At 72.4% G+C, this 22,365-nt stretch carries 24 protein-coding genes and 1 tRNA gene; 13 read left to right on the top strand and 12 right to left on the bottom strand.

Translation table 11 applies throughout. The annotated features are described in order from the left end of the window. Positions 1-105 precede the first annotated feature (105 nt). The 8 genes from ACF07N_RS15055 (at position 106) to ACF07N_RS15090 (ending at position 4,663) form a co-directional block, all read left to right on the top strand. Positions 106-375 (top strand): hypothetical protein, encoded by a 270-nt coding sequence (locus ACF07N_RS15055; protein ID WP_392113629.1) that lies wholly within the window; start codon positions 106-108, stop codon positions 373-375. A 300-nt stretch (positions 376-675) separates the two neighbouring features. Then, positions 676-1,218, top strand: a complete 543-nt coding sequence (locus tag ACF07N_RS15060; RefSeq protein ID WP_383327732.1) for a hypothetical protein — start codon at positions 676-678, stop codon at positions 1,216-1,218. Positions 1,219-1,274: 56 nt separating this feature from the next. Next, entirely contained in the window at positions 1,275-1,706 is a 432-nt protein-coding gene (gene tadA / locus ACF07N_RS15065) for a tRNA adenosine(34) deaminase TadA (protein WP_392112557.1), read from the top strand. Between the two features lie 56 nt (positions 1,707-1,762). Continuing rightward, a tRNA-Ser gene (locus ACF07N_RS15070) sits at positions 1,763-1,847 on the top strand. 89 nt (positions 1,848-1,936) lie between these two features. Beyond that, positions 1,937-2,140 carry a hypothetical protein gene (locus ACF07N_RS15075; RefSeq protein ID WP_392113676.1) on the top strand — a complete coding sequence of 68 codons (204 nt, stop codon included), beginning with the start codon at positions 1,937-1,939 and terminating at the stop codon, positions 2,138-2,140. Further along, positions 2,140-2,433, top strand: coding sequence for a Dabb family protein (locus tag ACF07N_RS15080; RefSeq protein WP_383327726.1), 294 nt, complete (start codon positions 2,140-2,142; stop codon positions 2,431-2,433). Before ACF07N_RS15075 ends, ACF07N_RS15080 begins: the two co-directional genes overlap by 1 nt. A gap of 201 nt (positions 2,434-2,634) precedes the next feature. Then, positions 2,635-3,489: an RNA polymerase sigma factor SigF gene (locus ACF07N_RS15085; protein WP_392112560.1), complete on the top strand. Its 855-nt coding sequence runs from the start codon at positions 2,635-2,637 to the stop codon at positions 3,487-3,489. 268 nt (positions 3,490-3,757) lie between these two features. Further along, positions 3,758-4,663, top strand: a complete 906-nt coding sequence (locus ACF07N_RS15090) for an RNA polymerase sigma factor SigF (RefSeq protein WP_383327720.1) — start codon at positions 3,758-3,760, stop codon at positions 4,661-4,663. Positions 4,664-4,828: 165 nt separating this feature from the next. On the opposite strand, the gene ACF07N_RS15095 is transcribed toward ACF07N_RS15090, so the two are convergent. Then, positions 4,829-5,026 carry a hypothetical protein gene (locus ACF07N_RS15095; protein WP_383327717.1) on the bottom strand — a complete coding sequence of 66 codons (198 nt, stop codon included), beginning with the start codon at positions 5,024-5,026 and terminating at the stop codon, positions 4,829-4,831. A 216-nt stretch (positions 5,027-5,242) separates the two neighbouring features. Here ACF07N_RS15095 and ACF07N_RS15100 point away from each other — a divergent pair, with 216 nt between their 5' ends. The 3 genes from ACF07N_RS15100 to ACF07N_RS15110 all read left to right on the top strand — a co-directional run bounded on the left by ACF07N_RS15100 (position 5,243) and on the right by ACF07N_RS15110 (position 9,199). Beyond that, positions 5,243-5,731 carry a MarR family winged helix-turn-helix transcriptional regulator gene (locus tag ACF07N_RS15100; RefSeq protein WP_392112564.1) on the top strand — a complete coding sequence of 163 codons (489 nt, stop codon included), beginning with the start codon at positions 5,243-5,245 and terminating at the stop codon, positions 5,729-5,731. Positions 5,732-5,744: 13 nt separating this feature from the next. Then, on the top strand, positions 5,745-8,285 hold the full coding sequence (locus tag ACF07N_RS15105; protein WP_392112567.1) for an MFS transporter: 2,541 nt from the start codon (positions 5,745-5,747) through the stop codon (positions 8,283-8,285). Positions 8,286-8,377: 92 nt separating this feature from the next. Beyond that, a complete protein-coding gene (locus tag ACF07N_RS15110; RefSeq protein WP_392112570.1) occupies positions 8,378-9,199 on the top strand; it encodes a YceI family protein in 822 nt (273 codons plus the stop codon). On the opposite strand, the gene ACF07N_RS15115 is transcribed toward ACF07N_RS15110, so the two are convergent. Both ACF07N_RS15115 and ACF07N_RS15120 read right to left on the bottom strand, forming a co-directional pair. Then, on the bottom strand, positions 9,182-9,892 hold the full coding sequence (locus tag ACF07N_RS15115) for a GAF and ANTAR domain-containing protein (RefSeq protein ID WP_392112572.1): 711 nt from the start codon (positions 9,890-9,892) through the stop codon (positions 9,182-9,184). The two genes, ACF07N_RS15110 and ACF07N_RS15115, sit on opposite strands and share 18 nt — an antisense overlap. A 58-nt stretch (positions 9,893-9,950) precedes the next feature. Continuing rightward, positions 9,951-10,673, bottom strand: coding sequence for a GAF and ANTAR domain-containing protein (locus tag ACF07N_RS15120; protein ID WP_392112574.1), 723 nt, complete (start codon positions 10,671-10,673; stop codon positions 9,951-9,953). A gap of 206 nt (positions 10,674-10,879) precedes the next feature. Between ACF07N_RS15120 and ACF07N_RS15125 the strand changes: the two genes are divergently transcribed. Both ACF07N_RS15125 and ACF07N_RS15130 read left to right on the top strand, forming a co-directional pair. Next, on the top strand, positions 10,880-11,242 hold the full coding sequence (locus ACF07N_RS15125) for an STAS domain-containing protein (RefSeq protein WP_383327699.1): 363 nt from the start codon (positions 10,880-10,882) through the stop codon (positions 11,240-11,242). A gap of 10 nt (positions 11,243-11,252) precedes the next feature. Next, positions 11,253-11,720, top strand: a complete 468-nt coding sequence (locus ACF07N_RS15130; protein WP_383327696.1) for a PPOX class F420-dependent oxidoreductase — start codon at positions 11,253-11,255, stop codon at positions 11,718-11,720. A 13-nt stretch (positions 11,721-11,733) separates the two neighbouring features. Here ACF07N_RS15130 and ACF07N_RS15135 read toward each other — a convergent pair whose 3' ends face one another. The 9 genes from ACF07N_RS15135 to ACF07N_RS15175 all read right to left on the bottom strand — a co-directional run bounded on the left by ACF07N_RS15135 (position 11,734) and on the right by ACF07N_RS15175 (position 22,136). Beyond that, a complete protein-coding gene (locus ACF07N_RS15135; protein WP_383327693.1) occupies positions 11,734-12,489 on the bottom strand; it encodes a TetR/AcrR family transcriptional regulator in 756 nt (251 codons plus the stop codon). A 47-nt stretch (positions 12,490-12,536) separates the two neighbouring features. After that, a complete protein-coding gene (locus ACF07N_RS15140) occupies positions 12,537-14,033 on the bottom strand; it encodes an MFS transporter (RefSeq protein WP_392112579.1) in 1,497 nt (498 codons plus the stop codon). Between the two features lie 92 nt (positions 14,034-14,125). Then, entirely contained in the window at positions 14,126-16,264 is a 2,139-nt protein-coding gene (locus tag ACF07N_RS15145; protein WP_392112582.1) for an ArnT family glycosyltransferase, read from the bottom strand. Further along, positions 16,261-17,634 (bottom strand): glycosyltransferase, encoded by a 1,374-nt coding sequence (locus tag ACF07N_RS15150; protein ID WP_392112584.1) that lies wholly within the window; start codon positions 17,632-17,634, stop codon positions 16,261-16,263. Before ACF07N_RS15150 ends, ACF07N_RS15145 begins: the two co-directional genes overlap by 4 nt. A gap of 14 nt (positions 17,635-17,648) precedes the next feature. Continuing rightward, the gene (locus ACF07N_RS15155) at positions 17,649-19,367 is read right to left on the bottom strand and encodes an ATP-binding protein (RefSeq protein WP_392112587.1); all 1,719 of its coding nucleotides are present in this window, start codon (positions 19,365-19,367) and stop codon (positions 17,649-17,651) included. Further along, positions 19,364-20,104, bottom strand: coding sequence for a response regulator transcription factor (locus tag ACF07N_RS15160; RefSeq protein ID WP_383327678.1), 741 nt, complete (start codon positions 20,102-20,104; stop codon positions 19,364-19,366). Before ACF07N_RS15160 ends, ACF07N_RS15155 begins: the two co-directional genes overlap by 4 nt. 178 nt (positions 20,105-20,282) lie before the next feature. Then, a complete protein-coding gene (locus ACF07N_RS15165; RefSeq protein WP_392112590.1) occupies positions 20,283-21,161 on the bottom strand; it encodes a DUF2797 domain-containing protein in 879 nt (292 codons plus the stop codon). Between the two features lie 54 nt (positions 21,162-21,215). Continuing rightward, positions 21,216-21,494 carry a hypothetical protein gene (locus tag ACF07N_RS15170; protein WP_392112593.1) on the bottom strand — a complete coding sequence of 93 codons (279 nt, stop codon included), beginning with the start codon at positions 21,492-21,494 and terminating at the stop codon, positions 21,216-21,218. A 21-nt stretch (positions 21,495-21,515) separates the two neighbouring features. Next, positions 21,516-22,136 carry a DUF6313 family protein gene (locus ACF07N_RS15175; RefSeq protein WP_392112596.1) on the bottom strand — a complete coding sequence of 207 codons (621 nt, stop codon included), beginning with the start codon at positions 22,134-22,136 and terminating at the stop codon, positions 21,516-21,518. Positions 22,137-22,365: the final 229 nt, after the last annotated feature.

Consider the following 22,365-nt stretch of genomic DNA (forward strand, 5'->3'; position numbering starts at 1 on the left):
CCCCGGCCGCACGGCAAGCACGCCGCCAGGCCGTCACTCGTTCGCCGGCGTCAAACCGTCCGTCCGGGGGAAGGTGGGAGAGACGGAATGGGGGTGGTGAACCAGATGCCCGACCGGGAGATCCGACACGATCCGTCACCGCGCGTACGGCCCGGGGCGGACCCGGCACGCGACCGGACGGCCGAGCGCGCCGGGCCGGAGGTGACGGCCGCGCGAGCCGCCGCGGACGAGTCCGAGGCGGAGCGCCGCAGGCGCCGCGCCCGGTTCCTGCGCGACCTGGCCGAGGCCCGGGCCCTGCGCGACCGCGTGCAGCCGCGGCGCGCCAAGACGGCCCGGCTGCGGCACGCGATGCGCATGCGCACCTTCCGCTGGTAGCGCCCGCCCGGCCGCCACCGGCGGGCAACGCGTGCGGAAACCGCCGGGGAAGATCACGAACCGCGCGGACGTTGTGGCGGGTGACCGTGCGTGGGGCGGGGCAAAGCCGCGTACGATCCGCAGGTGGCGGCAACGAGCGTGCGAGCGCAACTGCCGGACACAGGGGGCCGAAGACGTCCCCTGAACGCCTTGTTTCTGCCACGATTCCGAGTGGGTGGGGCTCGGACGAGCACTCCCCGCCCGCAACCTCCGCCGGGGGGACCCCCAACCGGCACGCCTAAGACCAGTGGGAGAGTCACGGTGTACTTCGCCGCACTGCTCGCGCGCACCGAAGACGGGTGGGAAGCGAGCGACACAGAGCTCGACGATGTGGAAACCCTGTCGGATCTGGCCGACCTGGCCCGTGAAGCCTCCCCCGACGAGGACACGGTGCTCGTGCTCATCGAGCAGGAGGACGCCTGGTTCGGCGTCGTCCGCGTGGACGGCGAGGAGGACCCTCGCATCTACGTCTCGGACGCTGCGGCCGCTGCCCGCAGCAGCTACGGCGAGATCCTGCTCACCGACGAGCTGCTCGGCCGGGATCCCGGCGACGACGGCCCCGACCTCGACGCCCTCGACCTCGACGGCACCGAGGACGGCGAGTCGGACGACGACGAGGACGGCGAGGACGGCGTTCCCGTCGCCGGTTCCGCCGAGGCCGTGCCGCACGGCCCGGTCGGCGACGCGCAGATCCTCGACGACCTCGGCGTGAGCGAGAAGGAGCTGCGCTCGCTGTCGACGGACGCCGTCACCGAGATCGCCGAGTCCCTGGGCGCCTCGGAGACCCTGGAGACCGTCCGCTGACCGCTCGCACCGCCCCCGGGCCGCCGGACCCGGTACGGGACCCCTGGCGGCCCGCCATGCGGCTCGCCCTGGCCGAGGCCGCCGGGGCCGTCCGGGGCGGGGACGTCCCGGTCGGCGCCGTGGTCCTGGCGCCGGACGGCACGACCGTGCTCGCGGCCGGGCACAACGAACGCGAGGCCGGCGGCGATCCGACGGCCCACGCGGAGGTCCTCGCCCTGCGGCGGGCCGCGGCCGCGCTCGGGCGGTGGCGGCTGGCCGGCTGCACCCTCGTGGTGACCCTGGAGCCCTGCACGATGTGCGCGGGCGCGATCCAGCAGTCCCGCGTGGACCGGCTCGTGTACGGCGCCCGCGACGAGAAGGCCGGCGCGGCCGGGTCCCTGTGGGACCTCGTGCGCGACCGGCGGCTCAACCACCGGCCCGAAGTGATCGAGGGCGTGCTCGCCGAGGAGTGCGCCGCGCTGCTCACGGCGTTCTTCCGCGGCCGCTGAGCGGCCGCGGCAAACCGATTTCGGAGCACGCGGCACCTTGCTGTAAGGTCTCCCTCGGTAGCGTGTCCGAGCGGCCGAAGGAGCTCGCCTCGAAAGCGAGTGTGGCGCAAGTCACCGAGGGTTCAAATCCCTCCGCTACCGCTTGAGAAGGGCCCCGTCGCGAGACGGGGCCCTTCGTGCGATCCGCCTCTTCGGGTGTCCGGCCCCTCGTGCGATCATGTGCGCTGTTCGTGACACAAGTGACAGGGGAGGCCGCGGTGGCGGTGAACGCGAAGAAGGTCGCCGTCTACGTCCTCGCGGTCTTCGCGCTGTACGTGATCATCACCGACCCCGCCAAGGCCGCCGACTACGTCCAGATAGGGTTCCAGGGCATCTCGGACGCCGCCCGCGCCCTGGGCGACTTCGCGACCTGGGTCGCCAACGGAGGAAAGTGATGATCCGCCACCTGGTCCTGTTCAAGCTCGACGAGGGCGTCTCCCGCGACGAGCCCCGGGTCGTGCAGGGCGTCGAGGCCTTCCGCGCCCTCGACGGCAAGATCCCGGAGCTGCGCCACTGGGAGCTCGGCTGGAACGTCAGCGACCGCCCCATCGCGTACGACTTCGCCATCAACTCCGCCTTCGACGACGCCGAGGCGCTGCGGCGGTACGTGGAGCACCCCGACCACCAGGCCGGTGTCGCGCTGTGGCGGGAGTTCGCCACGTGGGTGATCGCGGACTACGAGTTCTGAGCCCCGGCCGCCGCCGCCGCTCGAAGCCCCCTGTCGGTGCGACAGGGGGCTTCGCTGTGACGTGAGTTCATTTATGCGCCATTCATTCCTCAACACGTAGTTATGGGGTGCTTGCACACAGTGCACATGTCTTGTGATGCTATGACCGCTTTTGATGGAAGAGTTGACGGATGAGTTGACGATGACGAGGCGGAGTTGAACGTGCTGGCCAGTACCGCACCTCAGGCACCCACCTCGGAACCCCCGGCCCCCGCGGAACGTCCCGACACCGCCCCGGCCGCTCCCCAGCGGAGCCGTGGCGCCGACACCCGCGCCCTCACGCAGGTGCTCTTCGCCCAGCTCAAGGAGCTCCAGCCGGGCACGCCCGAGCACGACCGGGTGCGCGGGGCGCTCATCGAGGCCAACCTGCCGCTCGTGCGCTACGCGGCCGCCCGGTTCCGCTCCCGCAACGAGCCGATGGAGGACGTCGTCCAGGTCGGCACGATCGGGCTCATCAACGCCATCGACCGCTTCGACCCGGACCGGGGCGTGCAGTTCCCGACGTTCGCGATGCCGACGGTCGTCGGCGAGATCAAGCGGTACTTCCGCGACAACGTCCGCACGGTCCACGTGCCGCGCCGGCTGCACGAGCTGTGGGTGCAGGTGAACAGCGCGACCGAGGACCTGACGACCGCGTTCGGGCGGACCCCGACGACCGCGGAGATCGCCGAGCGGCTGCGCATCACCGAGGAAGAGGTGCTGTCCTGCATCGAGGCGGGGCGGTCCTACCACGCCACGTCCCTGGAGGCCGCGCAGGAGGGCGACGGGATGCCGGGGCTGCTGGACCGGCTCGGCTACGAGGACCCCGCATTGGACGGGGTGGAGCACCGCGACCTCGTACGGCACCTCCTCGTGCAGCTGCCGGAGCGCGAGCAGCGGATCCTGCTGCTGCGGTACTACAGCAACCTCACGCAGTCCCAGATCAGCGCGGAACTCGGCGTCTCACAGATGCACGTCTCGCGGCTACTCGCGCGTAGCTTCCAGCGATTGCGGTCTGCGAACCGGATCGACGCGTAACCGCAAACCCGAGCGAGGGATCACCGGGGAGAGGTAATCGCTCATCAGGGCGGTTGCCGACAGTTGAGAGCCGAAACAGCGTCATACCCCTTGTTTGCAGGGCGGATTCGCGTCTCAGATGTCGACATGTCACTACAGCGTGTTGCCGACATGTGACATTCTGCGTGAAGCGCGTTTGCCGGAGCTTCGGCTCCGGTATTCAGGTGAAGGCTGCGTTCCTCAGACGGGAGCGTCCGCCGCGACCGTCCCGCGACCCAAAGGGGGTGGCATGTCCGCAGAACAGGGCAGCTCGAAGGTGCTCACGCTCGCGGAGAGCGACACAGCTCCCCATGCTCTCGACTCACTCGGCCCCATCGACGACGTCCCGGCCGAGCTCGTGACCGAGCCCGCGCCGGTGCTTCCGGCCACGGGGGCCATCGACACCCGCACCCTGTCCCGCTCCCTGTTCCTGCGGCTGGCCGCGCTCGACGCGGACAGCCCCGAGCGTGCGTACGTCCGTGACACGCTCATCGAGCTCAACCTGCCGCTGGTGCGGTACGCGGCCGCGCGTTTCCGGTCGCGCAACGAGCCGATGGAGGACATCGTCCAGGTCGGCACGATCGGGCTGATCAAGGCGATCGACCGGTTCGACTGCGAACGGGGCGTCGAGTTCCCCACGTTCGCGATGCCAACCGTCGTGGGCGAGATCAAGCGGTTCTTCCGTGACACGTCCTGGTCGGTGCGGGTGCCGCGGCGCCTTCAGGAGCTGCGGCTGGCGCTGACCAAGGCGAGCGACGAGCTGTCGCAGAAGCTGGACCGGTCGCCGACGGTTACCGAACTCGCCACCGTGCTCGGGGTGTCCGAGGAGGACGTGGTCGACGGGCTGGCGGTGGGGAACGCGTACACGGCGTCCTCGCTGGACTCGCCGGCGCCGGAGGACGACGGCGGCGAGGGGTCGCTGGCGGACCGGCTGGGGTACGAGGACACGGCCCTGGAGGGCGTGGAGTACCGGGAGTCCCTGAAGCCGCTGCTGGCGAAGCTGCCGCCGCGGGAGCGGCGGATCATCATGCTGCGGTTCTTCGCGAACATGACGCAGTCGCAGATCGGCGAGGAGGTCGGCATCTCGCAGATGCACGTCTCACGGCTGCTGACCCGGACGCTGGCGCAGCTGCGGGAAGGCCTGATCTCGGACTGAGCGCGGGTCCCGTCGCCCGTTGCCCGGCCCGCGCCCGACGGTGGGGTGTGGGTCGGGGCCGTGTCGGGGGGTGTCCGTCCGGTGGCGGGCGCGGGCCTGCGGGGGCGGACGCCCAGTCCCCCGGCCCGGCACCCGTGCCGATGACCTGCGAAACCGCCGTACCTGTTACGCCAGCGCCAGCCAAGCCACCGCCGCGACGATCGCCACCGCGACCACCACGCCGAGGATGAGGCCGATGCGCGGGCCGCCGCCGCCCGTCGCCGCCGCCTGGCGCCCCTGCGGCGCCTCGTCGACGAACGCGCGGAACATCTGGGTGCTGCCGGCAGGGTCGTGATTGCCCTGGGGGGCCTGGTAGTTAGCCATGGCCCGAGACCCTAGCGAAAACGCCGGTGCTCCCCAAGTGGGGGTTGGCCTTCCGTTTGCCCCCCGTGCGACCCGGAGCGCCGGGCTCCCCACCTGCGTGTTTACGCTCGCAATACTTGCCTTTGCCAACTTTTGGCCCCACCCTCCGCCTTTTTGTTTGCCTTCAGCAACCATTGACTTCTATGGTTGCCCTAAGCAACGAAAGCGGGAGGTGTCATGGCCGAGAGGGCGCAGTACGAAGAGCTGGTCCGCCAGTTCAGTGCCTTCGGCGCCGTGAAGCGGGAGCTCGGACGGATCATGCCCGCCGACTGCCCCGGCGGATCGGCGGCCGTGCTGACCCTGCTGGGCCGCCACGGCGACATGCGCATGAGCAAGCTCGCCGAGCTGCTCGCGGTGGACATGTCGGTCACCAGCCGCCATGTCGCGCACGTCGTGGACCGGGGCTGGATCGAACGCTCCCCCGACCCCGCCGACAAACGCTCACGCATCCTGCGCCTCACCCCCGCGGGCCACGCCCAGCTCGCCGAGCTGTCCCGGCGGACGACCGAGGTCCTGGCCGAGCGGCTGAGCGACTGGACCGACGAGGAGGTCGGCCGGCTCACGGACCTGATGGCGCGGCTGCGGGAGAGCTTCGACTGCCGGCCCGCGCCCCGGGCGGCACCGCCCGCTTTCGAACCGACCACCCGTACACCCGCAAGCACGTAAGAAAAGGAAGCCCATGGCAACGACCACACCAGCCGGTGTGCGGGCTCATGCCAAGCACGGGGGAGGCTCCCACGGCTCCTCCGGCGACGCTCCGATGACGCACCGGCAGATCATGGAGGCCCTCACCGGCCTGCTGCTCGGCATGTTCGTCGCGATCCTGTCGTCGACGATCGTCTCCAACGCCCTGCCCCGGATCATCGGGGACCTCGGTGGCGGCCAGAGCGCCTACACCTGGGTCGTGACCGCGTCCCTGCTGACAATGACCGCCACCACCCCGCTGTGGGGCAAGCTCGCCGACCTGTTCTCCAAGAAGCTGCTGATCCAGATCGCACTGGTCGTCTTCGTCCTGGGGTCGGCCGCGGCGGGCATGTCGCAGAACCCCGGCATGCTGATCACGTTCCGCGCGGTCCAGGGCATCGGCATGGGCGGTCTGTCCGCGCTGGCCCAGATCATCATGGCGGCGATGATCTCGCCGCGTGAGCGCGGCCGGTACAACGGCTACCTCGGTGCCGTCTTCGCCACGGCGATGGTCGGCGGCCCGCTGGTCGGCGGCGTCATCACCGACACCGACTGGCTCGGCTGGCGCTGGTGCTTCTACGTCGGCGTGCCCTTCGCCGTGATCGCCCTGATCGTGCTGCAGAAGACCCTGCACCTGCCCGTGGTCAAGCGGAAGGTCAAGGTCGACTGGGCCGGCGCCTTCTTCATCACCGCGGCCGTCTGCCTGCTGCTCATCTGGGTCACCTTCGCCGGTGACAAGTACGACTGGGTGTCGTGGCAGACGTACGCGATGGTCGGCGGTTCGCTGGTGCTGCTGGCGGTCTTCGTCCTGGTCGAGGCCCGGGCGAGCGAGCCGATCATCCCGCTGCGGCTGTTCCGCAACCGGACCATCACGCTGGCCTCGCTGGCCTCGCTGTTCGTCGGTGTCGCGATGTTCGCCGGGACCGTCTTCTTCAGCCAGTACTTCCAGCTGGCCCGGGACAAGTCGCCGACGATGTCCGGCGTGATGACCATCCCGATGATCGCGGGTCTGTTCGTCTCCTCCACCGTCTCCGGTCAGATCATCACGCGGACCGGCCGATGGAAGGGCTGGCTGCTCGCCGGCGGTGTGCTGGTGACCGCGGGCCTGGGGCTGCTGGGCACCATCCGCTACGACACCGAGTACTGGCACATAGCGATCTTCATGGCGCTGCTGGGTCTCGGCATCGGCATGATGATGCAGAACCTGGTGCTCTGCACACAGAACCAGGTCGAGCCGGGTGACCTGGGTGCCGCGAGCTCCACGGTGACCTTCTTCCGGTCCCTGGGCGGTGCCGTGGGCGTCTCGGCGCTGGGCGCCGTGCTCGGCAACAAGATCACCGACTACGTGCAGGACGGCCTGGCCGGCCTCGGCTCCAAGGGCGCGGCCCTCGGCCACGCCGGCACGGGCGGGGGCGGCATCCCCGACCTCGACACGATGCCCGCGCCGATCCGCACCGTCGTGGAGAGCGCCTACGGCCACGGTGTCGCGGACGTGTTCCTCTACTCGGCTCCGCTGGCGCTGCTCGCGCTGCTGGTGTCGCTGTTCATCAAGGAGGTCCCCTTGAAGACCAAGGGCGGACTGGCGCAGGCCGCGGCCGCCGACACCGGCGCGCAGACTCCCGCGGAGGCGGTGGCCGGAGCTCCCACCGAGCACGCCGTGCCCAGCTGGGCCGTCGCGGACACCGAGGCCGCCGGCGGGACCGGTCCGGAGGGCACGCAGCGGCTCGCCGCCGTCGCCACGGCGGCCCGGACCGAGGAGCCCGCGTCCGGCGGGGGCGGCGTCCCGGTCCGCGGGTTCGTCCGCGGCGCCGAGTCCGCGCCCGTGCCGCAGGCCGCCGTCACGCTGATCTCCCTGGCCGGGCGGCAGCTGGGCCGGTCCGTGGCGCAGGCCGACGGCTCCTACGCGGTCGACGCGCCGGGCGCGGGGTCGTACGTGCTGATCGCCTCAGCCGACGGGTTCCAGCCGCAGGCCTCGACCGTCGTGGTCAACGGCGAGCCCCTCGCCTACGACATCCTGCTCAGCGGCACCAGCGGCCTGACCGGCCTGGTGCGGGCCGCCGGGAGCGGTCAGCCGGTGCGGGACGCGATGGTCATCGTGACCGACGTGCGCGGGGACCTGCTGGCCACTCAGGCCACCGGCGAGCAGGGCGACTTCTCCTTCGGCGAGCTGGTCCCGGGGGCGGTGACCGTCGCGGTGAACGCCGCCGGGTACCGGCCGCGCGCCCTGCCGGTCGAGGTCGGCGGCACCGGGGTCACCCGGGTCGAGATCGACCTGGAGGCGGGCGCCCGCGTCCAGGGTGTCGTCCGCGCCCCGCACGGCCCGCTGGCCGACGCCCGGGTGACGCTGGTCGACCAGGCGGGCAACGTCGTCGGCTCGGCCACGACCGGGGCGGACGGGGCGTACGCCTTCACCGACCTGGACGGCGGCGAGTACACCGTCATCGCCACGGGCTACCCGCCGGTGGCCACCGCGCTGACGGTCACGGGCCGCGGCACCGACGGCCACGACATCGAACTCGCCCACCCCGGCGAGTAGTACGGAACCCCGGCCCGTGGCGGGCGGGCGCGCCCCGAGCGGAGGTGCGCCCCTCGTCGCGGGCCGGTCTCTTTCTGAGGAGTTGCACGGAGATGGGACTGACCGCGAGGATCCGCACCCGGGACGGATGGGCCGTGTCGCACGCGGTCGTCACGGTGGCGGACATGACCGGCGCGCAGGTGCTGCGGGCCGAGGCCGACGCGGAGGGCGCCGTACGGGACGCGGCGCCGCTGCCGCCGGGGGCGTACACGGTGATCGTCACGGCCGTCGGGTACGCGCCCGCCGCGTCGAGTGTGATCGTCACGGCGAGCGGACGGGCCGAGGTCGGGACGGTGACGCTGGCCCGCCAGGGCGGCACCGAGCTGCCGCCGCCGGGCCCGTGGACGATCGACCCGGTGCACTCCAGCGTGGCGGCCGTGGCCCAGCACCTGGGCATCTCCAGCGTGCACGGCCGGTTCACGGAGTTCTCCGGCGCGATCGAGATCGCCCCGGACGACGTCAGCAAGTCGCGCGTGGAGGCGGTGATCCGGGCCGGTTCGATCGACACCGGCAACGGCATGCGCGACGGGCACCTGAAGTCGCCGGACTTCCTGGACGTCGAGCGGTTCCCGGAGATCACCTACCGGTCCACGGGGGTGACGGCGACCGGGTCGGACCGGTGGACCGTCCACGGGGAGCTGGGCATGCACGGGGTCGTGCGGCCGGTCGACCTGGACCTGGCCTACCTGGGCACCGGCCCGGACCCGTGGGGCGGCACCCGGGCGGCGTTCCGCGCCACGACCGAACTGCGGCGCGAGGACTTCGCGATGAACTACAACCAGGTCCTCCAGGCGGGCATCGCCGCCATCGGCACCACCCTCAAGGTGGAGCTGGACATCCAGGCCGTGCAGGGCACGTCACTGCCCGCGGCGTGAGAAGGGGTCGCGCGGCCGGGAGACCCGCGCCACCAACTGGCCGCACAGGTCACGGAGCTTGACGTTCCGGTCCTGTGAGGCCCGGCGCAGCCGCTCCAGGGCCTGGCGGGCGTCGATGCGCTCGCGGGCCATGAGGATGCCGACCGCCTGGTCGATGACGCTGCGCGAGAGCAGGGCGGTGCGCACGTCGGCCGCCGACTGGCGGCGGCGCTCGATGGCCAGGGACACGTTGATCGCGTCCCCCGCCCGGGCCGCGAAGGCCCGGGCGGCCTCCCGGCCGGCGTCCAGCACCCCGGCCCGCACCCCGTAGAAGTTGAGGGCGGCGCCCGTCTCGCCCTCGACGGCGACCGGCACCGCCAGCTGGCAGCGGACGCCCACGGACAGCGCGTACGGCGTGTACGCCGGCCAGCGGGACTCCTCGGCCAGGTCCGGGACGTACTGCTCGGCGCCGGTCTCCGCCGCGTCGACGCAGGGCCCCGAGCCGTTCTCGTACTGCCGCAGGTCCAGCCCGCTGGGCAGGCCGTCGCTGCCGGCCAGGGTGAGCAGCCGGTCGGCGCGGCGCACCGTGAGGCTGCACGCGGCGGCGCCGGGCACCTCCCGCACCGCGCGGTCGGTCAGGTCGCGCAGCAGGGTGTCGAGACCACTGCTGCGCACCATCGCCTGGTCCAGCGTGTCGGACGTCTCGGAGCTCATGACCGTACGTGTATCCCGTCGCCCCGCGAACACGCCTGCGAGCTGTCCCCCGCCGCCCTCAGGCGGAGTTGTGGGTACTGACGAGACGGCGGGCCAGCTCGCGCAGTTTGACGTTCTCCCGCTGGGAGGCCCGTACCAGGCTCTCGAAGGCCGCGGCGGCGTCGATGCCCTGACGCTCCATGAGGATGCCGGTGGCCTGGCCGATCAGGTCCCGGGTCTGCATGGCCTCGGTGAGCTGCTCGCGCACGGTCGCGGAGTCCAGGGCGATGCTGACGTGCGCGGTGAACAGCCGGCCGATGCGCGTGGCGTCCTCGTCGAAGACGCCGGGCTTGCGCGCGTAGGCCGTGAGCACGGTCAGCCGGCGCTTGTCGGCGCGCAGCCGCAGCGACAGCGCCGAGCGCAGGCCCAGCGTCGACAGCACGTCCCAGCCGTCGTCCGCCTCGCTGTCCGCTATCCGCGCCACGGGGCTGTGCCACAGCTGGTCCCAGTGCCCGTGCTGCCGTCCGCCGGCGTGCCGGGACTCGGCGGCGCGGACGATGTCGTCGGTCCAGGCGAGTGTGCGGAACTTGTCCCCGCGTTCGATCACGGAGATGCCGGCGTGCTCGGCCCCCGGCATGAGGTGCACCGCCAGGCGGACCGCCGTGCGCAGCGTGCTGTGCGGAGTGGAGGTCTCGTGCAGCTGCTGAGAAGCCACCGTCAGTGCTTCGGCCAGCTCGACGCCGACCGGAAAACGGGGCAAATCAGGAAACTCGGACGCAGCCACCACGAACCTCTTCGGCATGCACGGCCATGGCCGTGCGCAGGAGAGCTCCGCAGCACATTCCCGACTGCGAGCACAGGACGGACAGCACTCTAACTGTTCGGTTGCCTCGAAGTGACGCCCGGCCGACGGCCGGGCCAGGGCGCTTCCATGGCCGCCCCCCGGCGTGATGGAATGGCGGCGGGTCAGGAAGCGGCCTTACCGGAATCCGGACGAACGTCTGCCAGGTGAGTGCCGTGACCTTCTTCACGAATCCCACAGAACCGCGCGACCTGCCCGGCCGCGTCCACCTCACCATGCCCGCGGAGATCGACTTCTGCAACGCCTCGGAGCTGCTGCCGGTCGTCATGTCCGCGGCCGAGGCCCGCGGCGACCGGCTCGAGGTGCTCGTCCTGGACCTCACCTCGACCTCCTTCATGGACTCCCAGGGCATCCGCCTCATCAACGACATACGCGAGGGCCTGCGACCCGGGGCACGGGTCCGGCTGGTGGCCCGTCCGGACGGGGTCGCGAGCCGCGTGCTGGAGCTCACCGGCATGCGCCGGGACGTCCCCGTGTACGACAACCTCCCGGAGGCACTGGCGTCGTAGGCTGCCGGGCATGGCGAACATCGCGACGAACACCCGCGTCTCCCTCGACGAGTTGCTCGACTTCGTGCGGCCCCGGCACCACGCGATCCTGCTGACCCGCAGGTCCGACGGCGGCCCCCAGGGCTCCCCGCTGACCTGCGGGGTGGACGACTCGGGCCGGATCGTGGTCTCCACGTACCCGGAGCGCGCCAAGACCCGTAACGCCAAGCGGGACCCGCGGGTCAGCGTCATCGTCCTCAGCGACGACTGGAACGGGCCGTGGGTACAGATCGACGGCACGGCGGAGGTCGTCGACTCGCCCGACTCCGTCGAGCCGCTCGTGGAGTACTACCGCAACATCGCCGGGGAGCACCCCGACTGGGACGAGTACCGCGCGGCCATGGTCAAGCAGGGCAAGTCGATCATCCGGATCACGCCGGAGCGCTGGGGTCCGGTGGCCACGGGCGGCTTCCCGGCACGGCTGGTGGAGGGGGAGTAGGCAGCGGGAGCGGTCAGCCCCGGGCGACCATCGCCTCGATGCCCGCGATCAGCAGTTCCAGGGCGAACTCGAAGTCCCGCTCCAGCATCTCGGCGACCGTGTCGCCGCCGCGCGCCGCCATGATCGCCTGGGACTCCTCGATGACGTCGGCGGCCTGCGGGGCCTCGCTCACCGTACTCAGGGCCTCCTGGAAGTACTCGTCCACGGACATGCCGCCGGCCGCGGCCCGGGTGACGAGGTGGCCCTCCAGCGTGCCGTAGCCGTAGACGAACTGGAAGACGGCCGAGATCGTGCTCGTCAGGCGCCGCGCGGGCATCCCGGTCCCGCGGACGACGCGCTGGACGACCCGCGAGAACGCCAGGTTGTTCGGGCCGATGTTGAGGTACACCCCGACCAGCGGGGACACCCAGGGATGGCGCACCAGCAGCGTCCGGTACTCCCGCGCCAGCGCCCGCACCTGCTCGCGCCAGTCCTCACCCGAGTCCGGGTCGGGCAGCCGCATCTCGCCCATGGCCGTGTCCAGGGCGAGTTCGAGGAGGTCGTCCTTGGTGTCGACGTACCAGTAGACGGACATCGCGGTGACGTTCAGCTCGGCGGCCAGCCGCCGCATCGAGAACCCGGCCAGCCCTTCGGCGTCCAGCAGCCGGACGGTCACCTCGATGATCCGGTCCCGGTCCAGCCCCGAGGGCTGCCCGCCACCACGTCGGCGGTGCGCCCTGCTCTCCAGCCAGACGCTGGTTCGCCCGGCCCTGCCGGCTGCCCCTGCCATGGCGCACCTTCCTCGTCGTGCTGCTGCCGGCCATGCTAAGCGCCCCGTCAGACGGACTCTGCCCGCTCGGCCCGCCGGAGCAACGCCGCCGCGACCAGTCCGCCCGCCAGCACCGCGACCGCCCCGACCAGCTGACTGGTCTCCAGCCCCGAGGCGAACGCGTCGGAGATGCGCGCCTTCTCCTCGGCCGTGCCGGCCGCGGCCAGCGCCGCCGGCAGCGACGCCGCGGAGACGGCCACCAGCGAGGCGAACCGGGAGTTGAGCACGGCCCCGAGGACCGCGACGCCCAGCCCGTTGCCGAACTCCGCGAGCGTGCCGTTGATGCCCGCGCCCACGCCCGCCTTCTCCGGCGGTATCGCGCCCATGATCGCGTTGGCCATCGCGGGCATCGACAGGGCCACACCCGCGCCCATCACGACGAGCCCCAGCAGCATGCCGCCGTACCCGTGCCCGCCGAGCAGCGCGATCGCCGCGAGTCCGGCCGATACCAGGGTCATGCCGAGCGCGATCGCCGCGGGCGTTCCCGCCTTCAGCACCAGCTTCGCCCCGACTCCCGTGAAGTTGAGGGCGACCACGGTGAGCGCCAGAGGCGCGGTGCGCAGCCCGGCGTCCAGCGGCTCGTAGCCGAGCACGAACTGCAGGTGCTGGGTGAGCAGGAAGAGCGACCCGGTCATGCCGAACGCCACGAGGATCGCGCCCGCGACCGCGCCGACGAACTTCTGGTTGCGGAAGAAGTGCATGTCGAGCATGGGGTGCTCGGTGCGCAGCTCCCAGAGCACGAACAGGCCGAGGACCGCGGCGCCGGTGAGCGCGGAGACGAGCACCTGCCCGGAGGTCCAGCCGTGCTCAGGACCGGTGATGATCGCGTACACCACGGCCGTCATGCCGATGGTCGACAGCACCGCGCCGAGCAGGTCGGGCCGGTCGCCGGCCCGGTGCCTGGACTCCGGCACCAGCACGGCCACCGCCACCAGGCCGAGCACCGCGACCGGGATGTTGATCAGGAAGATCGCGCCCCACCAGAAGTGGTCGAGCATCACACCGCCGATCAGCGGCCCGGCCGCGAAGCCGAGCGAACTGACCGTCGACCAGAGCGCGATGGCCTTCACCCGCTCCTGGTCGTCGAAGATCTGCACGACGACCGCCAGGGTCGTGGTCATCAGCAGCGCGCCGCCGACGCCCATGCCCGCGCGGGCCGCGATCAGCTGGGCGGGGCTCTGCGACAGGCCGGCCGCCAGTGAGCCGACGCCGAAGATCGCCAGGCCCGACATCAGCATCAGCTTGCGGCCGTAGCGGTCGGCCGCGTTGCCCGCGGTGAGCAGGAGGCCGGACTGGACCAGCGAGTACGCGTTCATCATCCACTGGATGTCCGCGGTCGAGGCGTCCATCTCGCGGGTCAGCGAGGGGATCGCGACGTTCAGGATCGTGTTGTCGAGCAGCACGGTCAGCTGCGCGAGACAGATGACACCGAGGATCAGCCAGCGCTGCGGGTGCCCTCCGTGCGCCGTCGGCGACGGGGCCGTTCCCTGGGAGGAGGTGGTCATGTTCTACACCGTAGAACAGCTCCCATACGGTGTACAACGGAGGGGAGGGGCGGCGGTTCCCGGCCACCGCCCCTCGCCCGCGGGGGCCGGGGTCAGCCGCTCGCCTTCTGCGTGAGGTCGTAGAAGGTGGCCGAACCGGCCGTGACCTTCTTGAAGTTGGCCTCGACCCACGCGGTGATCTGCGCGGACGTGCCGTCGCCACTGCCGCCCATGCGGCCGCCGCCCGAGCCGGAGGCGATGAAGTAGTGGATCTTCCCGGCCGTCACGTACCGCTGGAACTGCGCGAGCGTCGGGGACGGGTCGGTGCCGTTGAAGCCGCCGACGGCCATCACCGGCTCCCCGGTCGACAGCTGGTAACTCGCCGCGTTCTGGGCGCCGATGGCCGCCGCTGCCCAGGTGTAGCGGTCGGCGTCCGTCTCCAGCAGCTTCTTGGCCTCGGAGCCGACGCCGGTGCCGTTGAGCAGGCCGCCCATGCCGCCGCCACCGGCCGTGCCGCCCGTGCGGCCGCCGTCGTCACCGTTCTGCTGGTTCGGGTTCTGGTTCTGGTTCTGGCCGGGCATGCCGCCGCCGGGGAAGGCCTGGCCGCCCTGCTGGTTCCGGCCCGGCTGGTTCTGGCCCGCGCCCGGGAAACCGCCGTCCGGGAAGCCGCCGCCGGGAGCCCCTGCGCCGCCCGGGCCGCCGCGGCCGCCCGCGACCGACGGGCCCGCCGTGACGATGGAGCCGGTGTGACCCTCGTTCACCGTGGTGAGCGTGTAGGCCGCCGGGCCCGCCAGCGCGGCGACGAGACCCAGGCCGGCCGCGGCGAGGGCCGGCCGGCGTCCGAGCCGCCCGGCGAAGACCAGGCCCAGGGCGGCCGTGAGACCACCGGCCAGGACCAGCCACTTCAGCCAGGGCAGGTAGCCGGAGGAGCGGTCGAGCAGCACGTACCCCCAGGCCGCGGTGGCCGTCGTCGCGGCGGCCAGGGTCAGGGACGCCCACGCCCGGTCCCGCTGCTCCCAGAGCAGCGCCGCGCCCATGCCGACGAGCGGCGCGATGTAGGGGGCCAGGGCCACCGTGTAGTACTCGTGGAAGATGCCCTGCATGTAGCTGAAGACCAGCATGGTGGTGAGCAGCGCGCCGCCCCACACGAGGAACGCGCCGCGGGTCACCGAGGTGCGCCCGGCCTTGCGGGTGGCCACCAGTGCGGCGGCGAAGAGGATCAGCGCGGCCGGGATCAGCCAGGAGATCTGGCCCCCGATGGAGGAGCCGAACAGCCGGTCCCAGCCGGTCTCTCCCCAGTTGCCCCCACCGCCTCCGCCGCCCCCGCCGACGCTGCCGGTCTCCTCGCCGTTGAGGCGGCCCAGGCCGTTGTAGCCGAAGGTCAGCTCCAGGAAGCTGTTGTTCTGCGAACCGCCGACGTACGGGCGGGAGGACGCGGGCCAGAGCTCGACGATCGCCACCCACCACCCGCCGGAGACGACGATCGCGGCCAGGGCGGCGGCGAGCTGCCCGATCCGCTTCCTCACCGTGACCGGGGCGCAGACGCCGTAGACCAGGGCGAGCGGCGGGAGGAGCAGGAAGGCCTGGAGGGTCTTGGCGAGGAAGGCGAAACCGATCGCGGCACCGGCCCACAGCAGCCACGTGGTGCGGCCGTCCTCCAGGGCGCGGATCACCAGCCAGCAGGCCACCGCCATCAGCAGGGCCAGCAGCGCGTCCGGGTTGTTGAAGCGGAACATCAGCGCCGCGACGGGCGTGAGCGCGAGCACCGCGCCCGCGATCAGGCCGGCCGCGGGGCTGAAGCGGCGGCGGACGGCGGCGTACACCACGGCGACCGTGCCGACGCCCATGAGGACCTCGGGGACGAGGATCGCCCAGGAACTGAGCCCGAACAGCCGCACGGACAGGGCCATCGGCCACAAGGCGGCGGGCGGCTTGTCGACGGTGATGGCGTTCGCCGCGTCCAGCGAGCCGAAGAAGAACGCCTTCCAGGACTGGCTGCCCGCCTGCACCGCCGCCGAGTAGAAGGAGTTGGCGTATCCGGAGGCGCTCAGGTTCCACAGGTAGAGCGCCGCGGTCACGAGCAGCAGGGCGAGGAAGGCCGGGCGGGCCCAGCGGGGGTCCTCGGGGCGGCCGCGCCACAGCCGCTCCGGCAGGGACGGCGCGGGCGCGCCGGCCCCCGGCGCGGACGAGCGCGTCCCCGTCCCGGGGCGCGTGGCCCCGCCGTCGGCCCGCCGGTCGTAGTGGACGGTCATCGCAGATCCCTCGCATCGGTGTCGTGGGGGCGCGCCGGCGGCAGCCGCACGGTGTCCCGCCAGGAGTCCGCGACGTCACCGGCGCGGAACGGAGTGGTGTCGTACGGGGCGGCCGCCGGGGCGCCGCCCTCGCGCCGGTCGGGGAAGACCCACGCCCGGAAGAGCAGGAAGCGCAGCACGGTCGCCGCGAGGTTGGCGGCGACGAGGACCGCCAGTTCGGTGGAGTGGGCGGGCTCGGACGTGGCCGCGCCCAGGGCGGCGAGCGAGCCGCTGGTCAGGGCCAGCCCGATGCCGAAGACGACCAGGCCCTGCGCCTGGTGCCGGACGGCCCCGCCGCGCCCGCGCACCCCGAAGGTGAGCCGCCGGTTGGCCGCGGTGTTGGCGACCGCCGAGACCAGCAGGGCGAGCGCGTTGGCCGTCTGCGAGCCGGTGAACACCCGGAAGCCGCTGTAGAGGAGCAGATAGAAGAGGGTGGACAGGGCGCCGACCACGCAGAACCCGACGAGCTGACGGGCCAGTCCCCGCGGTACGTCCTTGATCTCGCGGTCGCGCGGGTCGTCGCCGAACGGCCTGGTGAGGCGGTCCAGCGGCAGCGATCCGGTGGCCAGGGCCCTGCCCACCCGCCACACGCCCCTGAGGTCGTCGGTCGCCGTCCTGACGATGTGGACGGTCGAGTCGGGGTCGTCGACCCAGTCGACCGGCACCTCGTGGATCCGCAGGCCCGCCCGCTCGGCGAGCACCAGCATCTCGGTGTCGAAGAACCAGCCGGTGTCCTCCACCAGGGGCAGCAGCACCCGCGCCACCTCGCGGCGGATCGCCTTGAACCCGCACTGGGCGTCCGAGAAGCGGGCCTGGAGGGAGCCGCGCAGGATGAGGTTGTAGGCCCGGCTGATGAACTCCCGCTTCGGCCCCCGCACCACGCGCGAGCTGCGCGCGAGCCGGGAGCCGATCGCGAGGTCCGAGTGACCGGAGATCAGCGGCGCCACCAGCGGGAGCAGGGCGTTGAGGTCGGTGGACAGGTCCACGTCCATGTAGGCGAGGACCGGGGCGTCCGAGGCCGACCAGACGGCGCGCAGGGCCCGGCCGCGGCCCTTCTGCTCCAGCCGGCGGACCGTGACCTCCGGGAGGTCCGCCGCCAGCCGCGCCGCCACCCGGGGGGTGGTGTCCGTGGAGGCGTTGTCCGCGATCGTGATGCGGAACGCGTAGGGGAATGTGCGGGCGAGGTGCTCGTGCAGTCTGCGCACGCAGGGCTGGAGGTCCTTCTCCTCGTTGTAGACGGGGATCACTACGTCCAGGACAGGCGTACCGGCTGGTGCGGCCGGGAGGTGCTCCCGCGCCGGCAGGGTGCCGGGAGAAGAGTCGGTTCGCATGGCACCGACTGTCGTCAGGCGCCCTGTCGTGCCCGTGTGGTGACGCTGTGGCGTGCCTGTGAGTGCGGCTGCCCGTCCCTGTCCGGCCGCGGACCGGGCGGCAGGGCGGGCAGGTGCACCGTGAACACGGTCCGCCCGGGCACGCTGTCGACGGTCACGGCACCCCCGTGGGCGGTCGCCACGGCCTGCACGATGGCCAGACCGAGACCGGTCGAGCCGGTGGCGCGCGAGCGCGCGGAGTCGCCGCGCGCGAACCGTTCGAAGACGCGCGGGAGCAACTCGCCCGGGATGCCCGGCCCGTCGTCCTCCACGTCCACGCACAGCCGGCGGCCGCTCCGCCGGACACGGGCGGTGACGGTGGTGCCGGGCGGGGTGTGGCTGCGGGCGTTGCCCAGCAGGTTGACCAGGACCTGCTGGAGCCGGGCGGCGTCCGCCGGCACGAGGGCCGGTTCGTCGGGCAGGTCGAGCCGCCAGACGTGGTCACGGCCGGCCGCACGGGCGTCGCTGACGGTGTCGACGACCAGGGGGACGAGGTCGGTGTGCTCGAACCGCAGCGGCCGCCCGGCGTCCAGCCGGGCCAGCAGGAGCAGGTCCTCCACGAGCAGCGTCATCCGCCCCGCCTCGGACTCGATCCGGCCCAGGGCGTGCCGGGTGTCGGGGCCGATCTGTTCGCGTCCGCGCCGGGTGAGTTCGGCGTAGCCGCGGATGGAGGCCAGGGGGGTGCGCAGTTCGTGGCTGGCGTCGGCGACGAACTGCCGTACCCGCGTCTCGCTCAGCTGGCGCGCGTGCAGCGCCCCGTGCACGTGGTCCAGCATCCGGTTGAGCGCGGCACCGACCTGCCCGACCTCGGTGTGCGGGTCGGTCTCGGAGTCGGGGACGCGCTCGCTGAGCTTCACCTCGCCGGTGTGCAGCGGCAGTTCGGAGACGCGGGTGGCGGTGGCGGCGACCCGGCGCAGGGGGCGGGTGGCGACGCCGATGAGGACGGAGCCGGCGATGGCGGCGGCGACCAGTCCGGCACCGGTGACGCTCACCTCGACGAGGATCAGCGTGTTGACGGTGGTGGTGACCGACTCGGTGGGCAGCGCCACGTAGTAGCCGCCGCCGTCGCTTCCGGTGACGTACTGCACGCGGTACTCGCCGAGTCCGGGGAGGTCGACGGTGTGCGTGCCCGCCGTGGGCACCCCGGCCAGGGCCGCGTTCTGCTCGGCGGTGAGGGTCACGGCCGAGTTCCGCTGGAAGGGACCGTTGTCGTTGGAGGCCTCCTGGGCGCGGACCGCCCGGGTGACCGTGCCGTCGGAACCGACCGCGGCGGCGATCGTGTCGGGCTGCGCCGGTCCCCGGACGAAACCGGTGATCCTGTCCGTCGCGCCGGTGGCGCTCCCGCCGCCGAACGCGTCGGCCGCGCCGGTGCCGTTCGCACCGTCAGGCCTGTCCGTCGCGTCGGTGCCGTCCTCGTCGGTGCGGTCCTCGTCGGTGCGGTCCTCGTCGGTGCGGTCCTCGCCACCGGGTTTCACGGGCCCCGACAGGCGCTTGCCCGCGTCGTCCACCTGCCCGTTGAGCTGCTCGTACAGATGCGACCGCAGGGCGAGGGTGGTCACCGTCCCGATCACCGCGCACACCACGGCGATCAGCGTCACGGACGCGACGACGAGCCGGGTGCGCAGCGTGCGGGGCCCGCCTGCGCGCCGCCCGCCCGTCGTCCGCCGCGTACGCGACCGTCGTCGCCCGCTCATGACACAGCGGGCTTGATCAGATAGCCGGCACCCCGCCGGGTGTGGATCATCGGCTCCCGCCCGGCGTCGATCTTCCGGCGCAGGTACGAGATGTACAGCTCGACGACGTTGGCCTGGCCGCCGAAGTCGTACGACCACACCCGGTCCAGGATCTGCGCCTTGCTGAGCACGCGCCGCGGGTTGCGCATCAGGAACCGCAGCAGCTCGAACTCGGTGGCGGTCAGGTGGATGTGCTCCCCGGCCCGGGTCACCTCGTGGCTGTCCTCGTCGAGGGTGAGGTCACCGACGACCAGCAGGGAGTCGGACCGCCGGTCGGCGGCGCCGGAGCGGCGGATCAGGCCGCGCAGCCGCGCGACGACCTCCTCCAGGCTGAACGGCTTGGTGACGTAGTCGTCCCCGCCCGCGGTCAGCCCGGCGATGCGGTCCTCGACGGCGTCCTTGGCGGTGAGGAACAGCACGGGCACGTCCGGCAGTTCGCGGCGCAGCCGTCCGAGCACGGTCAGCCCGTCCATGTCCGGCAGCATCATGTCGAGGACGACGGCGTCGGGACGGAAGTCGCGCGCGGTCTGGATCGCGCCCGTGCCGTCACCGGCACTCCGGATCTGCCATCCCTCGTAGCGCAGGGCCATGGACAGCAGCTCGGTGATCGGCGTCTCGTCGTCCACCACCAGCACGCGGACGGGGCTCCCGTCCGGCCTGAGCAGTTCGGTGCGCCCCTGGGGCGAGGTCGTGGTCATGCGCACACGATGGCGAGGCCCTCTGAGAGCGCCCTTTCGCCCACCTGTGTTTTCCCTGAGAAACCCACAGGCACTTCTCAGGAGACGCCTGGGAGCCGGACCGGTTCGCGTTCCCCGGCGGACGGGACCCAGATCGGCGGGCCCTGATCGGCGAGCCCTGGCCGGCGGCCCGCGCGGGTCAGAAAAGCCCGTCCTGCACCCCCGCCGCGGCGCCGGGCCCGAACTCCCGGACCGGCACCGTCAGTCCGCGGCCCGGCGCCGGGACCAGCGGCCAGCCGGTCATCAGCCGCGTGTCGAGCACGACCACACCGGCCTCGGTCGACAGATGGAGATCGGGTCCGGCGGCGGCGACCAGCTCCCCGCCGACGACACCCCCCGCGGCCAGCTCCCCCACCTCCCCGACGGCGGGAGGAGCGCCGGCGAGCCCGAACACACCGACGTGATCGACGACTTCCAGCGGCTCGCGCTCCAGCGACTCCGGCCAGCCGGCGAGCGCGACGGCCCGCGCGTGCAGGGCGGTGAGCTCACCGGCCCGCTCGGCCGCCGTCCCCGGCAGCGCGGCCCGCACGGCCCGCTTCTGCGCGTAGGGGATCCGGTCGGGCACCCGCAGCGCGGCCCGCAGCAACTCCTCCGTACGGCGTGCGGCCATGAGCGGCCCGGCGCCCAGCCAGCTGAAACAGACGGCTCCCTGCTCCAGCAGCCGGGCCGAGCCGCGCTCCACGGCCGTGATCCCGACCTTGACCATGCCGGGCCCGAACCACGCCACGTACACGTGGTAGGGGCGCGGATCGTCCGCGAGGGTGTCCGCCGCCACGGAGTGCGCCCGGTCCAGCCGCGCGCACTCCTCACACCGCGCCCCCGTGCTCCGCGCCGGTACGACCGCCCTCACCGGGCATGGGTGCCCCCGGGCCCCCACGCAGGTCCGCACGCCCTCCGGCGCGACCCCGAACGCCACGCGCCTGCCCCGGGTCAGCGCGCTGCGCCGGCCCCCGCCCCACACCAGCACGGGACCCTCCGCCGACCACCGCAGCCCCGAGCACGTCCATGCCTGTGCCATCACCACCGAGCGTAGAGGGGACCACTGACACCGGCCTCCCGTCGAATGCCGGCGTCAGCCCCGCCGCGTGGGCGCACGCCAGGTCCGTGCGATGCCCCGGACCTCCGCCGCCGCGGCGACGTCCTCGGGCACGGCGTCGGGACCCTCGTGGGACGCTGCGGCCAGGTCCAGGTACATGAGCGCGGCTGCCGAGCCGCCGAGCCGGGTGCCGTGACCCTCGACTCCCCAGCGGGTGAGGTGACGCGCCCCCTGGTCCAGGCCGTCCTCCGGAGCGGTGGGAAAGATCTCGCGCAAAGCGGCACGGGCGATCTCCACGGCGCTTCGTGTCTGCATCGAACGGTCCTTCCGGTGGAGTCAGGGATGGGTGGCGCGCGCGGCGCACACGAGACACTTGTCCTGGTAGGAGGTCATCCACATCACCGCGCGGGCGAAACTCTCGGCGGAGGCCAGGGCTTCCGTGCGGTCCAGCTCGGCAAGCTCGACGGTGCACAGCACGTCGCGGACGAGGATTTCCCAATGGTCCTGCGCCTTCTTCCAGTCTCCCCGATGCGCCCGCCTCACATAGCGGTCCAGGAACTCCTGGTCCTCCGCGCTCTTCAGGTGCAATGACTCGAGAAAGGTGATCCTTCCGGGCGGCTTGAGCCTGCGGCCCCATCCCCTTCGCCGGAAGAGGCGGTTGGTGGCGATCTCCTTGACGCGCTGCATGCGAGCGGCGATCACATGACCGGCCACCCCACCGATCAGGGCGGGCACCAGGAGCCAGCCGAGGACCGAGGCACCCCACGAGGAGGGATGCGCGGGCGGGTCGATGAGCGTGAACACCTTGTAGATGCCGCTCCATCCCCCTTCGGACCGGCTGGCGCCGAACACCCAGACGAACCCGATGACCGCGGCGATCGGAATACCCCAGTCGATGAACCACTGGGTGACACCCGACAGCGCCTTGCGCGAGCGGAAGGTACGCCGCAGGCGCACAGCCGTGGACTGTCCGCGCAGCGGCGGAAGCGACGGCGGCAGGGGTGGATGAGAGGGGGCTGGCAACGACGTACCTCCCACGAGGCGTCAGGGCTCGGTCACCGCAAGTGACGCTCTCCCGCAGCCCGCGGTTGCAGCCGGACCCGACCTCGGCCGTGTCGCCCCCGTGGCCGCGCCCACGTCAAAGGCGCCGGGGTGATCCCGGGGGCCTTTGATCTCTGTGCACTCG

The sequence above is a fragment of the Streptomyces sp. NPDC015242 genome, assembly GCF_043079125.1.
In the GTDB taxonomy this organism is placed as follows: Bacteria; Actinomycetota; Actinomycetes; order Streptomycetales; family Streptomycetaceae; genus Streptomyces.

What these genes read in the sequence shown, in the direction of transcription:
- ACF07N_RS15160 (WP_383327678.1), bottom strand. Translation starts at nt 20,104, where the DNA reads ATGACCACGACCTCGCCCCAGGGGCGCACCGAACTGCTCAGGCCGGAC.
- ACF07N_RS15150 (WP_392112584.1), bottom strand. Translation starts at nt 17,634, where the DNA reads ATGCGAACCGACTCTTCTCCCGGCACCCTGCCGGCGCGGGAGCACCTC.
- ACF07N_RS15100 (WP_392112564.1), top strand. Translation starts at nt 5,243, where the DNA reads ATGGCCGAGAGGGCGCAGTACGAAGAGCTGGTCCGCCAGTTCAGTGCC.
- ACF07N_RS15135 (WP_383327693.1), bottom strand. Translation starts at nt 12,489, where the DNA reads ATGGCAGGGGCAGCCGGCAGGGCCGGGCGAACCAGCGTCTGGCTGGAG.
- ACF07N_RS15120 (WP_392112574.1), bottom strand. Translation starts at nt 10,673, where the DNA reads ATGCCGAAGAGGTTCGTGGTGGCTGCGTCCGAGTTTCCTGATTTGCCC.
- ACF07N_RS15130 (WP_383327696.1), top strand. Translation starts at nt 11,253, where the DNA reads ATGGCGAACATCGCGACGAACACCCGCGTCTCCCTCGACGAGTTGCTC.
- ACF07N_RS15140 (WP_392112579.1), bottom strand. Translation starts at nt 14,033, where the DNA reads ATGACCACCTCCTCCCAGGGAACGGCCCCGTCGCCGACGGCGCACGGA.
- ACF07N_RS15095 (WP_383327717.1), bottom strand. Translation starts at nt 5,026, where the DNA reads ATGGCTAACTACCAGGCCCCCCAGGGCAATCACGACCCTGCCGGCAGC.
- ACF07N_RS15170 (WP_392112593.1), bottom strand. Translation starts at nt 21,494, where the DNA reads ATGCAGACACGAAGCGCCGTGGAGATCGCCCGTGCCGCTTTGCGCGAG.
- ACF07N_RS15145 (WP_392112582.1), bottom strand. Translation starts at nt 16,264, where the DNA reads ATGACCGTCCACTACGACCGGCGGGCCGACGGCGGGGCCACGCGCCCC.
- tadA (WP_392112557.1), top strand. Translation starts at nt 1,275, where the DNA reads ATGCGGCTCGCCCTGGCCGAGGCCGCCGGGGCCGTCCGGGGCGGGGAC.
- ACF07N_RS15080 (WP_383327726.1), top strand. Translation starts at nt 2,140, where the DNA reads ATGATCCGCCACCTGGTCCTGTTCAAGCTCGACGAGGGCGTCTCCCGC.
- ACF07N_RS15155 (WP_392112587.1), bottom strand. Translation starts at nt 19,367, where the DNA reads ATGAGCGGGCGACGACGGTCGCGTACGCGGCGGACGACGGGCGGGCGG.
- ACF07N_RS15115 (WP_392112572.1), bottom strand. Translation starts at nt 9,892, where the DNA reads ATGAGCTCCGAGACGTCCGACACGCTGGACCAGGCGATGGTGCGCAGC.
- ACF07N_RS15090 (WP_383327720.1), top strand. Translation starts at nt 3,758, where the DNA reads ATGTCCGCAGAACAGGGCAGCTCGAAGGTGCTCACGCTCGCGGAGAGC.
- ACF07N_RS15055 (WP_392113629.1), top strand. Translation starts at nt 106, where the DNA reads ATGCCCGACCGGGAGATCCGACACGATCCGTCACCGCGCGTACGGCCC.
- ACF07N_RS15110 (WP_392112570.1), top strand. Translation starts at nt 8,378, where the DNA reads ATGGGACTGACCGCGAGGATCCGCACCCGGGACGGATGGGCCGTGTCG.
- ACF07N_RS15105 (WP_392112567.1), top strand. Translation starts at nt 5,745, where the DNA reads ATGGCAACGACCACACCAGCCGGTGTGCGGGCTCATGCCAAGCACGGG.
- ACF07N_RS15165 (WP_392112590.1), bottom strand. Translation starts at nt 21,161, where the DNA reads ATGGCACAGGCATGGACGTGCTCGGGGCTGCGGTGGTCGGCGGAGGGT.